At 64.9% G+C, this 12,408-nt stretch carries 13 protein-coding genes; 7 read left to right on the forward strand and 6 right to left on the reverse strand.

The genetic code is table 11. The features are described from left to right. Nucleotides 1-50: 50 nt before the first annotated feature. Entirely contained in the window at nt 51-236 is a 186-nt protein-coding gene (locus QZY06_RS13560; RefSeq protein ID WP_295685377.1) for a topoisomerase DNA-binding C4 zinc finger domain-containing protein, read from the forward strand. A 74-nt stretch (nt 237-310) separates the two neighbouring features. Here the strand turns inward: QZY06_RS13560 and glmS are convergent, their stop codons facing one another. Next, entirely contained in the window at nt 311-2,146 is a 1,836-nt protein-coding gene (glmS, locus tag QZY06_RS13565) for a glutamine--fructose-6-phosphate transaminase (isomerizing) (protein ID WP_295685347.1), read from the reverse strand. 94 nt (nt 2,147-2,240) lie between these two features. On the opposite strand from glmS, the gene QZY06_RS13570 reads away from it, so the two are divergent. Both QZY06_RS13570 and QZY06_RS13575 read left to right on the forward strand, forming a co-directional pair. Continuing rightward, nucleotides 2,241-2,588 carry a hypothetical protein gene (locus QZY06_RS13570; protein ID WP_295685350.1) on the forward strand — a complete coding sequence of 116 codons (348 nt, stop codon included), beginning with the start codon at nt 2,241-2,243 and terminating at the stop codon, nt 2,586-2,588. Next, nucleotides 2,578-3,126, forward strand: a complete 549-nt coding sequence (locus tag QZY06_RS13575) for a hypothetical protein (protein WP_295685353.1) — start codon at nt 2,578-2,580, stop codon at nt 3,124-3,126. The genes QZY06_RS13570 and QZY06_RS13575 overlap by 11 nt, the downstream gene beginning before the upstream one ends. Before the next feature lie 175 nt (nt 3,127-3,301). On the opposite strand, the gene QZY06_RS13580 is transcribed toward QZY06_RS13575, so the two are convergent. Continuing rightward, the gene (locus tag QZY06_RS13580; protein WP_295685356.1) at nt 3,302-3,778 is read right to left on the reverse strand and encodes a hypothetical protein; all 477 of its coding nucleotides are present in this window, start codon (nt 3,776-3,778) and stop codon (nt 3,302-3,304) included. Nucleotides 3,779-3,907: 129 nt separating this feature from the next. On the opposite strand from QZY06_RS13580, the gene QZY06_RS13585 reads away from it, so the two are divergent. Together QZY06_RS13585 and QZY06_RS13590 are read left to right on the forward strand one after the other, a co-directional pair. Then, nucleotides 3,908-4,150: a GlsB/YeaQ/YmgE family stress response membrane protein gene (locus QZY06_RS13585; RefSeq protein WP_022978373.1), complete on the forward strand. Its 243-nt coding sequence runs from the start codon at nt 3,908-3,910 to the stop codon at nt 4,148-4,150. A gap of 60 nt (nt 4,151-4,210) precedes the next feature. Further along, on the forward strand, nt 4,211-4,810 hold the full coding sequence (locus QZY06_RS13590; RefSeq protein ID WP_295685360.1) for an ACP phosphodiesterase: 600 nt from the start codon (nt 4,211-4,213) through the stop codon (nt 4,808-4,810). Here QZY06_RS13590 and QZY06_RS13595 read toward each other — a convergent pair. The 4 genes from QZY06_RS13595 to QZY06_RS13610 are packed head-to-tail and all read right to left on the reverse strand — an operon-like array spanning nt 4,792 to nt 9,052. Further along, a complete protein-coding gene (locus QZY06_RS13595) occupies nt 4,792-5,712 on the reverse strand; it encodes an alpha/beta hydrolase (protein ID WP_295685363.1) in 921 nt (306 codons plus the stop codon). The genes QZY06_RS13590 and QZY06_RS13595 overlap by 19 nt on opposite strands. Then, nucleotides 5,709-6,614 carry an acyltransferase gene (locus QZY06_RS13600; protein WP_295685366.1) on the reverse strand — a complete coding sequence of 302 codons (906 nt, stop codon included), beginning with the start codon at nt 6,612-6,614 and terminating at the stop codon, nt 5,709-5,711. Before QZY06_RS13600 ends, QZY06_RS13595 begins: the two co-directional genes overlap by 4 nt. A 38-nt stretch (nt 6,615-6,652) precedes the next feature. Then, the gene (locus QZY06_RS13605) at nt 6,653-7,354 is read right to left on the reverse strand and encodes a protease complex subunit PrcB family protein (RefSeq protein ID WP_295685367.1); all 702 of its coding nucleotides are present in this window, start codon (nt 7,352-7,354) and stop codon (nt 6,653-6,655) included. Between the two features lie 18 nt (nt 7,355-7,372). After that, nucleotides 7,373-9,052, reverse strand: a complete 1,680-nt coding sequence (locus QZY06_RS13610; protein ID WP_295685369.1) for a GMC family oxidoreductase — start codon at nt 9,050-9,052, stop codon at nt 7,373-7,375. Between the two features lie 164 nt (nt 9,053-9,216). On the opposite strand from QZY06_RS13610, the gene QZY06_RS13615 reads away from it, so the two are divergent. Further along, a complete protein-coding gene (locus tag QZY06_RS13615; protein WP_295685372.1) occupies nt 9,217-11,028 on the forward strand; it encodes a GspE/PulE family protein in 1,812 nt (603 codons plus the stop codon). Between the two features lie 85 nt (nt 11,029-11,113). Next, entirely contained in the window at nt 11,114-12,373 is a 1,260-nt protein-coding gene (locus tag QZY06_RS13620; RefSeq protein ID WP_295685374.1) for an esterase-like activity of phytase family protein, read from the forward strand. The last annotated feature ends 35 nt before the right edge of the window (nt 12,374-12,408 follow it).

The following is a 12,408-nucleotide window of genomic DNA, read 5'->3' on the forward strand; positions in this document are numbered from 1 at the left end:
AGTTGGTGTATGCAAACCACCTCCTGCAGTCGCGGCGATCACCAACGACAGTGCTCTCCATAGCGGTAGCGCCTACTCAGAACTCTAATTCAGCCACGCTCACTGAAGCTCCCACCTGTCCAAAATGTGGATCGCCAATGGCTCGCCGGATAGCCAAGCAAGGTGCCAATGCTGGTCAGGCGTTCTACGGATGCAGCACATACCCTCGATGCCGCGGAACCATGCCGGCATCTTGATGCCTGGACGATAAAAACCCAGGGTTCGGCACCACCGTTGACCAGAAAAGGTGTGATGGCAGAGCACCACGCAGTTACTCCACAGTCACCGACTTCGCCAAATTCCGCGGCTGATCAACATCCGTCCCCCGCAACAGCGCCACGTGATACGCCAGTAGTTGCAGCGGGATCGTGTAAAGAATCGGCGCCTGCAGCGGCGTGATGTGCTCGGGCATGGTGATGACTTCGATGCCTTCGCTGGCGGTGAAGCCGGATTCGGGATCGGCGAACACGTAGAGCTTGCCGCCGCGGGCGCGGACTTCTTCGAGGTTCGATTTGAGCTTTTCAAGCAGGGCGTTGTTGGGTGCCACGGCAATCACCGGCATGTCGTGATCGACCAGGGCCAGCGGGCCGTGCTTGAGTTCGCCGGCGGGATAGGCCTCGGCGTGGATGTAGGAGATTTCCTTCAGCTTCAGCGCGCCTTCGAGCGCCACCGGCCAGGTGGGGCCGCGGCCCAGGAATAGCGCGTGGCGCTTGTCAGCGAAGTGCTTGGCCAGTTCCTTGATCTGCGGTTCGAGCTTCAGGGTGCGCTCGATCATTTCCGGCACGTGGGCGATCTGGCGCACGTACTGCGCCTCCACCGCGGCGCTCATGCCGTTGTGACGCGCGAGCGCCACGCCGAGGATGCCGAGTGCGGCGAGCTGGGTGGTGAAGGCCTTGGTCGAGGCCACACCGATCTCCGGGCCAGCGCGGGTCATCAGCACCAGATCGGCTTCGCGTACCAATGAGGATTCCGGCACGTTGCAGATCGCTGCCGTGGCCAGATAGCCGAGCTTCTTGGCTTCCCGGAGTGCGGCCAGGGTGTCTGCCGTTTCACCGCTCTGGGAGATGGCGAGGAACAGTGTGTCCTTCGGCACGACCGGATTGCGGTAGCGGTATTCGCTGGCCACTTCAACGGTGCACGGCAGTTCCGCGCCCTGTTCGATGTAGTAACGGGCGATCAGGCCGGCGTGGTAGCTGGTGCCGCAGGCGACGATATGGACGTTGCGCACTTTCGGCAGCAGCGCTTCGGCATGCGGGCCGAGTGCGGCGACCAGCACGCGTTTGCCGCTGATCCGTTCGGACAGGGTGTCGGCCAGCGCGCGCGGCTGCTCGAAGATTTCCTTAAGCATGTAATGCGCGTAGTCGCCGCGCTCGACGGCATCGGCGGACAGGCTCGATTCGCGCACCGCGCGCTGCACCGGCTGGCCGCGGGCGTCGACGATGCTGACGCCGCTTTCGCGTACTTCGGCGACATCGCCTTCTTCGAGGAAGCTGAAGCTGCGGGTGACCGGCAGCAACGCCTGCACATCGGAAGCGACGTAGTTCTCGCCATCACCGTAACCGACGACCACCGGGCAACCGGCGCGGGCGGCGACGATGCAGTCCGGGTCCTTCGGCGAGATCACCACGATGGCGTAAGCGCCGTGCAGACGCTTGATTGCAGCTTGCACAGCCGCGCGCAGCGAACCGGTGGCTTTCAGTTCTTCGGCAACCAGATGGGCGACGACTTCGGTATCGGTCTCGCTGGTGAACGGATAGCCCTTGGCGCGCAGCTCGTCGCGCAGCTCATCGTGGTTTTCGATGATGCCGTTGTGGACCAGGGCAACCGAATCGCCGGAGAAATGCGGATGGGCGTTGCGCTCGCTGGGCACGCCGTGGGTCGCCCAGCGGGTGTGAGCGATGCCCCGATGGCCGGAGATCGGATCAGCGGCAATGCCGTCGGCCAGTTTCTGCACCTTGCCTTGCGCGCGACGACGATCCAGCACGCCGCTGGCGGTGAGCAGGGCGACACCGGCGGAGTCGTAACCCCGGTATTCGAGGCGGCGCAGGCCGTCGATCAGCATCGGGGTGACATCACGCGCCGCAACAGCGCCGACGATTCCGCACATGGCATGGAGGATAGGGAGGTGCCCGCGCTATTGTATCGGCAGCGCTTCCCCTTCCCTTCGCAGCGGCCACCGCCCTGCTTTTCGGAGATGCCTTTTGAGCCTCCTGCTGGCCATTCTTTCATTGCTCGTGGTGTTGCTGTCCGCCGCACTCGGCTGGGCGCTGCTGCGTCTGCAGCGGAGAGTCGACGCCCTGCATACGCAGATCGGCGAAGGCGCGTCGATGCCTCCGGCACCGGCATCCGGCCGCGCGCGGCCGGTGATCAAGATCGAAATCCTCAACCCGTTCGAGCTGGCCGTGCGTGACACGCCGCTGGCCGGCCCGGCAGCCAAGCTGGCGCCGCGGATGATCGAACGTATCGTCTATTCACGTGCGGCGATGCAGATCGCCGAGCAGCTGAAGGCGCAGGGCGTGGACGCGCAGGTGACCACTCATGGCGCCTGAAGTGGCTCAGATCGAGGCATCCGCGGATCCCTTGTTTTGGGCGCTGCTGCTTGCGCCGGTCATCGCCATCGGCCTGCTGGTCGCCGTCGGCCTGCGCACACTCAAGCTCAAACGCGAACTGCAACGGCTGGAAGCGGATCTGCAGCGGGCGCTGGCCGATGGCCGCGAGCAGGCCGAGCGTCTGGCGACGTTGGAGAACCTGCTGGAAGCCCAGGCGACGGCCGAGCAGGTGATCGCCGCCGGCAGCTCGGTAGTGCGCGAAGTGCACAAGGGCATCGCTGCGATTCCGTTCAACATCCTCGATTCGATACCGGCGACGCGTGAATCGGCCCGGCTGGTGCGCGGCGTGCATGACTCGATCACCGATGGCGTCTACGGCGCGTTGTCCGGTCTCAATCGCGCGGTGGGTCGGGAGATTCGAAAGGGGCTGCAGGATGCGGCCTCGAAGCAGCGTGGCGAATCCGGCAAGGCTGGCGTTGCGGTGGTGGTGCCGCCGCCTGCGATTCCGCCGCCGGATAGCGACGATAGCAAGCGCTGAATCGCAGTCGGTCCGTCGGCCATAAAAAAGCGCGAGACCGGCAAGCCGGCTCGCGCACCATCAGACAGAAACCGACGTTGAACCATCCGATGCGGTCAGATGGGGTCAGCTGACCCGGGAAGGTTCAGGGGGAAGGTCGAGTCTCTGTCGATGCAGGGAACGATTCGAGTGCGGCTCAGGCCACAACGCCGAAGAAGTGCGGGTTCGGTGCGTAATCCACCGCGCACTCACCGACGCTGCCAGGCAACTCCGGCCCGGCCCGCAGCCGCGCGCTGATGTTGTCGATCTGCATCAGCATCAGACGCGCTTGCAGCGCGACGTGCTGCAGCGTGTTGCCATCGATCAGCACCTGCGCCATCCAGACACCGCTGCCGTCGTCGCGATGCATGCGGCGCAGCGTCCCATCCGGGCGCAGACCGTGTTCGCCAAGGGTGCGGCTCAGTGGTTCGATGGCATCGCTGCCCAGCGTGACACGGTAAATATCGTCGGCAATGAATGAACGAAGCATGGTGATGAATCCTTTCGGGGGCGGAGGCCCTTGGGCCCATATCGCGATGGCCAGAGTCTGGGCGGACAGGCGCAGACGTTTGTTGATGCACGTCGCAATAAACGGCGACGGATCGATGAAGCCGGGCGAATCTGTTGGGTGCATCACAATCGCGGTTTCGAGGTGAACTGAGGCTTAATGCGCCTTGACGCGATCCGCGGCAGCAACATCCAGCCCTGCCCGTTCAGCCGCCGATGCGGCTAAAGTTCGCCCTCCTCTAATCGGAGCTTCACCATGATCTGGACGCTTTTCATCGGCTTCGTCGTGGGCCTGGTCGCCCGCTTCCTGAAACCGGGCAATGACGGCATGGGCATCATCCTGACCACCGTGCTGGGCATCGCCGGTTCGGCGGTCGCCAGCTACGGCGGCAAGGCGCTGGGCCTGTATCAGCCGGGCGAACCGGCTGGTTTCATCGGTGCGCTGATTGGCGCCGTGGTGTTGCTGTTCATCGTCGGCGCGATCCGCAAGCGGAACTGAAGGCCGCCGCTTTCATCGCCGGAGGCGCCGCGTGCTGAGCACGGCCGCCATACTCCGGCGATGAATTTTCTCGCCCATCTCTGGCTGACCGAACGCGCTGGCCTGCCGCTGGCTGGCGCGGTACTCGGTGATGTATTGCGCGGCCGGCTCGATGGCCGGCTGCCGCCGCAGCTGGAGCGCTCGATCGCGCTGCATCGGCGGATCGATGTGGTGACTGATGCTCATCCGCTGGTGGTGCAGGCCCGAGCGGCGTTCGGCAACGGTCGGCGCCGCTATGCCGGCATCGTGCTCGACGTGCTGCACGACCACGCGATGGCCCTGGCCTGGCCTGCCATGCCAGAACCGCTGGATGCGTTCGCGCTGCGGGCCGCAAAAGCCGTGGCTGATCCCGGTGCCTGGCAACTGGCGGTCGATCGCCCGGCGCCGGATGCGCAGCGCTTCGCCGCGCTGCTGCGTTCATATCGCGAGGAAGCCGGCATCGACGAGTCTCTGGCCCGCATTTCAGCGCGGCTCAGCAAGCCGCAGTTGCTGCTCGACGCGGCTGCCGGATGGCGCGCCCGAATGCCGGCTATTAGTGCCGAACATCCGCTCTTGATGGCCGATCTGGAAGCGGCAGCGCGGGCCTTCGTCGCTGGCCCTGCTCAGGGCCGCGACGTCTGATCGAGCAGTTCGACGATCAGCGCCGAGCAGTACGGGTAATCGTTCCAGATCAGGAAGTGGTTGTCCTCCGGCAAGCGGATCACGCGCGTGTTCGGCCTCGGCAGGGTCTGCTCGGCGTACTCGGCGGTGCGCGGGCTGACCAGGGTGTCCTTCATGCCCTGCACCACCACCAACGGCATCGTCAGCCGCGCCCAGTCGGGCTCGATGGCGGCCAACTCGCCTACCAGCGGCATGATCTCGTCGTTGGAGTTAAACAGGTCATCGTCGGCGAACAGGCGCTGCAGCCAGGTGCCTTTGAGCGAGCGCGCCAGCCAGGTGTCGGCCAGATGATTGAACCAGCGCGGACGCTCCAGCGCTGGCGAGATCGACGGCGCGAGCATCAGCACGCCGGCCACTTGCTCCGGGTAATCCATCGCCATCTTGGCGGCGATCGGGCCACCGAGTGAATGGCCGACCAGCCAGGTCTTGTGGCCATCGTTGCCAAGCAAAGGCGCCAGCAAGCGCGATTGATCGGCCAGCGCCGGCGCCATCTGGCCGCTGCCGGAATTGCTGAAACCGGGACGGTCGACGGCGATCAAGGTGGCGCGTTCGCGCAGACGCGGATCAGCCAGATAGCGATGCCAGCCCTGCCAGTTGCCGGGCGTGCCATGGATGAAGAGCACACGCTGCGGACCACCCGGCATCACCAGGTAATGGATGCTGCGGCCTTCGACGAGATAGTCGTGCGCTTCTGGCTGCGGCCCATCGGGAAACAGCTTGGCCAGACCATCGTCGAAGCGCGGCGGCTTGGCAGGTTCTGCCGCGCCGGGAAGCTGCGAACAGGCGCTCATCGTGCCGATGATGAAAAGAGACGGAAGCGCGGTACGCAGCCAGCGGCGCAGACCGCGCCGCCAGCCGCTCAAGCCGCGCCCGCCTCCGCGAGCAGTTCGCTGATGCGGCGATCCTTCTGCGCCCACAGATCGGCGATCCAGTTCTGGATGTGCTTGCGGAACAGCTTGTCGGTCTCGTAGCTGCCGACATACATCTCGTGCGGGATGGTGATCTGGCGAACGTCGACGATCACTTCCGGCACTCGACAGCAGACGAAATCCCAGAAGCCCTTTGCGCCGCCCGGATAGACGATGGTGACATCGAGCAGCGAATTGATGTTCTCGCCCAGCGCGCCGATGGTCAGTGCGAAACCGCCCGCTTTCGGCTTCAGCAGATGGATGTACGGCGACTTGGTTTCGGCCTGCTTGGTCTTGCTGAAGCGGGTGCCTTCAAGGAAGTTCAGCACCGTCACCGGAATGTTCTGATAGCGCTCGCAGGCCTTCTTGGTGGTCTCGAAATCCTTGCCGCGCAGTTCCGGGTGCTTGGCCAGATATTTCGACGAATAGCGCTTCATGAACGGATAGTCGAGCGCCCACCAGCACAGGCCGAGCACCGGCACCCAGATCAGTTCCTGCTTGATGAAGAACTTGAAGAACGGCGCGCGCCGATCGAAAGCCTTCATCAGCACGTAGATGTCGTTCCAGGTCTGGTGATTGGAGCTGACCAGGTACTGGCCCTTCATGTCGAGCTTGTCGACACCGCGAATCGTCCAGCGCGTCGGCAGCAGCGCATCGCCGAGCAGGGTGTTGACGGTGGCCCAGTGCTGGCCGCTGGCGGCAGCGGCGCGCGACAGCAGATCGCTGAGGCTGCGGATCGGCGAAATCAGTTTCAGCAGCGCGAAGATCAGCAGTGGCGTGGCCCAGAACAGCGTGTTGACGGCCAGCAGCACCATCATGATCACGCCCGACAGCCAGCCCGGCAGGAAACGCAGCATCTAGGAAAACTCCTTGTGGGTGCCGCAGGTGATAAGGCTTATGGGGCCGGAACGGGCTCGGCGGGCGCTGGCTCGATCGGCGCAGTTTCCACAGGCGCAGGAGCAGGCTCAATCGGAGCGACTGGAGCAGGCTCCGCCACTGCAGGAGGCGCCGCGGGAGCAGCAACCGGAGCAGCCGCAGCCGGCACCGCAGCGGCAGGCGCTCCCGGAACCGGCGGCAGGTATTGCGCACGGCGCTTGCCGGACGGATTGACGACGCTGACCCGGCTGTAGTTGCCCAGCGGCAGCTTGACCAGTACGCAAGGGCTGGTCGGCCCATCGCTGCGTACTTCGCCAGTCTTCGGGCTCAGGAAACTCGTGGTCAGGCGCAGTTCGTGGCCTTGCTGGGAAGCGCGGCGGCTGATCAGCAAGCCATAACCGCCGGTGGCGCGAGCACCATGTTCGACGACCGCGAACGGGCCCGGTGGCAGAGCGCCGCCCGGCGCGGCCGCGATCAGATCGACGCCGCGGGCCGTCTGCCAACTGCTCAGCGCGGCTTCATCGGCCAGCAGGGTAACGGCGGCCGCATCACCGCTTCCGCCGCAGGAAATCAGGCGGCGAATCTCGCTGACCTCGACGTTATCGTCGCCGCCCGGCAGCCCCGGAATCGACAGGCTGGCGCAGCCCGCCATCAGCACCGCAGCCACCGCTGCGAGCGGGGCGGCGAGGTGATGGAAACGGGAAGCGAAACCTGGACTCATGGCGGTTCATGTCTGTGTTCAGGCGACAGCGGCTGCGGTCGCGCCTTCGTAGTTTGGCACGCTGCGCGCGAGCGCCGCATCCTGAAGGATCAGGTCGGCAGCGCGTTCGGCGATCATCGTCGTCGGCGCATTGGTGTTGCCGCCGATCAGGGTTGGCATGATCGAGGCATCAACTACACGCAGTCCGGTCAGCCCGTGGACGCGCAGACGCGGGTCGACCACGGCCATCGCATCGCGGCCCATCTTGCAGGTGCCGATCGGGTGGTAGACGGTTTCGGACTTGGCGCGGATGTAGGCGCGGATGTCGTCATCGCTCTGCACCGCACGGCCCGGTTCCAGCTCGTCGGCGGCGTGCTTCGCAATCGCTGGCTGGGCCAGCAGTTCGCGCGCCTTCCTGAAGCCTTCGACCAGAGCCTGCATGTCGCGCTCGGTGGCCAGATAGTTGGCGTCGATCAAGGGTGCGGACATCGGATCGGCATCGCGCAAGCGTAAGGAGCCCCGGCTTTCCGGACGCAGGAAGCAGGTCATCAAGGTGTAGGCGTAATGCCGGAACAGCGGCGCCAGGTTCTGGCCGTGATTGGCGTAGACGAAGGGCACCAGATGCCATTGCAGATCCGGCACCGTCTGCTCGGCGTTGCTGCGGATGAAGCCGCCGGCTTGCGCGAAGTTGGAAGTCAGCTCGCCACGCCGGCCGAACAGATAGCGAATCAGGCCCCAGGCGCCTTTCAGCAAGCCCAGCGGCCGCAGGCTGATCGAATGCCGCGTGCGCTCGCGCATCGTGATGTGGATGTCGAGATGGTCCTGCAGGTTCTCGCCGACACCTGGCAGCTCATGCACCTGCGGAATGGCGTGCCTTGCCAGCTCCGCCTTCGGGCCGACGCCGGACAGCAGCAGCACCTGCGGTGAGCCGATGGCACCGGCGCTGAGGATCACTTCCTGGCTGGCGCGCACATCGTGAATGCGGCCGCCGCTCAGATAACGCACGCCGACCGCCTGCTTTCCTTCGAACAGCACGCGCGCGACGTGGGCGCGGGTGATCACGGTCAGGTTGGCGCGGCCCTTCACCGGATCGAGAAAGCCGCGCGCATTGCTGCAGCGCTGACCGTTCTTCTGCATCGTGTGGTAATAGCCGACGCCTTCCTGCTGCGCGCCATTGAAGTCATCGGTGACCGCATGCCCCGCTTCGCGGCCGGCGGCAACAAAGGCCTTCATCAGCGGATTCAGGTAGCGCGGCTCGGCGACGTTCAGCGGCCCGCCACTGCCGTGATACGAACGGCCGTCGTCGACCTTGTCGATCGCCTCGAAATTCTCCATGCGCCGGAAGTACGGCAGCACATCCTTGTATGACCAGCCTTCGTTGCCCAGGCCGGCCCAGTGGTCGTAATCCCAGGCGTGGCCACGGACGTAGCACATGGCATTGATCGACGACGAGCCACCCAGAGTGCGGCCGCGCGGCCAGTACATCTGCCGGTTGCCGCAATGCGCTTGCGGCGCGGTCCAGAAATTCCAGTTGAGGATCTTCGAGCGAACCACCGGAATGATGCCGGCCGGCATGTGGATGAACGGGCTGGAATCGGCCGGGCCGGCTTCGATCAGACAGACCTGCCACTTGCCGCTGGCGCTCAGGCGATTGGCCAGCACGCAGCCAGCCGAGCCGCCGCCAGCGATCACAAAATCAAAGTTCTTCTGGTCACTCATGCGTCATCGTCCTTGGTCTGTTCATCGCGCCGCTGATGAATTCCGCGCAATCGTAATCGCGCATACCGTTCGCCTCGGCGAACGAATCGAACGATCAGTCTATTGCCTGATCCAGCTGGCGTCACGCCGTGTAACTCCGATTGTTGAGTGCTAGCGTATGAGGTATGAACGCTCTCAATTCTCCGCAGGCAGCCGACGCCAGCACGCGCCGTGTTGATGTCCCGCTGAACCTCGACACGGTGCTGTCCACCCTGATCGCCGATGGCCTCTGCTCGCCGGCGGCAGCGCAGGCGTTGCTCGCCAAGCCGCTGCTGCGCGGCGAACACCGGCATCCGCTTGTGCGGGTCGCGGCCTGCGACTGGGATAACCCGACGCAGCCGGGCCGCAAGCTGACCCTGGAAGCGCTGATGCAATGGCTCGCTGGCCGCGCCGGGCTGCCTTATCTGCGCATCGATCCGCTGGGCATCGAAGTCGCGCGGATCACCACGGTGATGCCGTATGCCTATGCGTCGCGGCTGAAGATCCTGCCGATCAAGGTGCAAGGCAGCGAGGTGACGATCGCCACCAGCGAGCCCTGGGTGTTCGATTGGGTCAACGATCTGAAGCAGGCGCTGAAGCTCGACATCAAGCGCGTGGTCGCCAATCCGATCGATATCGATCGCTATCTGGTCGAGTTCTACGCGCTGGCTCGCTCGGTGAAAGCCAGCGGCGAGGAGCGCGCCAAGCTGGTCAACTTCGGCAGCGCGCGTTCGCTGGAACAGCTCACCGATCTCGGCCGCCGCGGCCAGCTGACGGCCGATGATTCGCACGTCGTCAATATCGTCGACTGGCTGCTGCAGTACGCCTTCGAATCGCGCGCCAGCGATATTCATCTGGAGCCGCGCCGTGACAGCGGCAACGTGCGCTTCCGCATCGACGGCGTGCTCCACGAGGTCTACCAGATCCCGGCGCCGGTGATGGTCGCGGTGACCAGCCGGATCAAGATCCTCGGCCGCATGGATGTCGCCGAGAAGCGCAAGCCGCAGGACGGCCGGATCAAGACTCGCTCGCCGGATGGCAAGGAGATCGAACTTCGCTGCTCGAGCTTGCCGACCGCGTTCGGCGAAAAGCTGGTGATGCGCATCTTCGATCCGGAAGTGCTGGTCAAGGATTTCCGCCAGCTTGGCTTCAACGAGGCCGAGGCCAAGGCCTGGGCAGCGATGATCGAGCAGCCGAACGGCATCGTGCTGGTCACCGGTCCGACCGGCTCGGGCAAGACCACGACGCTGTATTCCTCGCTGAAGCAGCTGGCGACACCACAGGTCAACGTCTGCACCATCGAGGACCCGATCGAACTCGTCGACGGCAGCTTCAACCAGATGCAGGTGCAGCCGAACATCGAACTGGGTTTTGCCGAAGGCATCCGGGCGCTGATGCGCCAGGACCCGGACATCATCATGGTCGGCGAAATCCGCGATCTGGAAACCGCCGAGATTGCGATCCAGGCCGCGCTGACCGGCCATCTGGTGCTGTCGACGCTGCACACCAACGACGCGCCGAGCGCGATCAGCCGCCTGCTCGATCTGGGCGTGCCGGGTTATCTGATCAAGTCGACCCTGCTTGGCGTCGTCGCCCAGCGCCTGGTGCGCAAGCTGTGCCCGCACTGCAAGCGTGCTGCGGTGATCGAGCCCGAGCGCTGGGCCGAGATCAGCGGCGGTTGGCCGATCGACCGGCCGGCGCAGATCTACGCGCCGGTGGGCTGTCTGGAATGTCGCGAGACCGGCTATCTGGGTCGGGTCGGCATCTACGAGATCATGCCGCTGTCGGCGACCCTGAACGCCGCGATCAGCGCCACCACCGATCTGATGCTGCTGCGCCAGCAGGCGCTCAAGGACGGCATGATGCCGCTGCGCATCGCCGGCTGCGTGAAGCTGGCAGAAGGCGTCACCAGCGTCGAGGAAGTGCTGGGTCTCGCGGCGTTCACCAAGGCCGCCTAGCACCGACGTTTTAACGCGATCGCCATCGGCCGTTCACGTTCGATCGACATCATCGGCGGTTCATCCCTCAACTGGAGAACCGACGATGAACCGAGCTTTGCGCAGATCGCTGCTTGCCGTGGCTATTGCCGGCGTGCTGCATGTCGAAACCGCTGCTGCCGCCGTGACCCTGCTGGGCACCGGCGCGATTTCCGGCACCGCCACCGACCAGTCCGGCCTGACCGGCGTGCTCGAAGACGGCGTCACCCTGAAGAACCAGATCGGCGGCTTCGGCTCGGCGTTCACCTACACCGGCCGCGGCCTGAGCTTCATCGCCACGCCGGATCGCGGCCCGGCCGATGGCAACAGCAGCTACATCGATCGCATCTATCGCATCGACATCGGCGTGCGCCAGATCGCCCCCTACGGCACCAACGCCTTCCAGTTCACGCCTGCGGTCGTCCAGACCCTGCTGCTCAGCAACGAAGCCGGCCAGCCGCTGACCGGCAGCAACGCCGCGTTCGACGCCACCGGCTCGACCGACAGCCTGCGCTTCGATCCGGAAGGCATCCGCATCGACGCCTGCGGCACCAGCGCCTATGTCTCCGACGAATACGGCCCGTACCTGTACTCGTTCGATCTGGCCACCGGCAAGCGCACCGGCTCGGTGAAGCTGCCGACTAAGCTGCTGATCGATGCCGCCTCGGCCGACCCGACCAGCGAGCTGAGCAACAACGCGTTCGGCCGTCAGGCCAACCGCGGTATGGAAGGCCTGGCGATCAGCCCGGATGGCAGCAAGCTCTATGGTCTGATGCAGAACGCGCTGATCCAGGACGGCGCCCTGAGCCCGACCAATGCCCGCGTCAGCACCAACTCCCGCCTGGTCGAAATCACCCTGGCGACCGGCGCGCTGCGCGAGTTCTATTACCCGCTCGATGCTGCCAGCTATGGCCTCAACGAAATCCTGGCGATCAACGACCACGAGTTCCTGGTCATCGAGCGTGACGGCCGCGCCGGCGCTGCCGCGCAGTTCAAGCGTATCTTCAAGATCGACATCAACGGCGCCAGCGACATCCGCAACATCAAGTCGCTGCCGGCGACCGGGATTCCCGCCGGCGTAGTGCCGCTGACCAAGACGCCGTTCATCGATCTGCTGAGCCCGGCGTTTGGCCTGGCCGGCGCCAGCTTCCCGGAGAAGATCGAAGGCCTGGCCTTCGGCCCGACCCTGCCGACCGGCCAGCGCACCTTGCTGGTCACGTCCGACAACGACTTCTTCGCCAACCAGAACTCGAACATCTTCGTGTTCGGTGTCGATGCTGCCGATCTGCCGGGCTATCAGGCGCAGCAGGTTAAGAGCTGCCAGTAAGCCGCCGATAGCTTCGGGCGGACATGAAAAACCCC

This window comes from uncultured Nevskia sp. (assembly GCF_903885465.1).
GTDB lineage: Bacteria > Pseudomonadota > Gammaproteobacteria > Nevskiales > Nevskiaceae > Nevskia.

Coding starts and splice junctions, on each gene's coding strand:
- glmS (WP_295685347.1), bottom strand. CDS start 2,146: ATGTGCGGAATCGTCGGCGCTGTTGCGGCGCGTGATGTCACCCCGATG.
- QZY06_RS13575 (WP_295685353.1), top strand. CDS start 2,578: ATGGCGCCTGAAGTGGCTCAGATCGAGGCATCCGCGGATCCCTTGTTT.
- QZY06_RS13580 (WP_295685356.1), bottom strand. CDS start 3,778: ATGCACCCAACAGATTCGCCCGGCTTCATCGATCCGTCGCCGTTTATT.
- QZY06_RS13585 (WP_022978373.1), top strand. CDS start 3,908: ATGATCTGGACGCTTTTCATCGGCTTCGTCGTGGGCCTGGTCGCCCGC.
- QZY06_RS13590 (WP_295685360.1), top strand. CDS start 4,211: ATGAATTTTCTCGCCCATCTCTGGCTGACCGAACGCGCTGGCCTGCCG.
- QZY06_RS13600 (WP_295685366.1), bottom strand. CDS start 6,614: ATGCTGCGTTTCCTGCCGGGCTGGCTGTCGGGCGTGATCATGATGGTG.
- QZY06_RS13605 (WP_295685367.1), bottom strand. CDS start 7,354: ATGAGTCCAGGTTTCGCTTCCCGTTTCCATCACCTCGCCGCCCCGCTC.
- QZY06_RS13610 (WP_295685369.1), bottom strand. CDS start 9,052: ATGAGTGACCAGAAGAACTTTGATTTTGTGATCGCTGGCGGCGGCTCG.
- QZY06_RS13615 (WP_295685372.1), top strand. CDS start 9,217: ATGAACGCTCTCAATTCTCCGCAGGCAGCCGACGCCAGCACGCGCCGT.
- QZY06_RS13620 (WP_295685374.1), top strand. CDS start 11,114: ATGAACCGAGCTTTGCGCAGATCGCTGCTTGCCGTGGCTATTGCCGGC.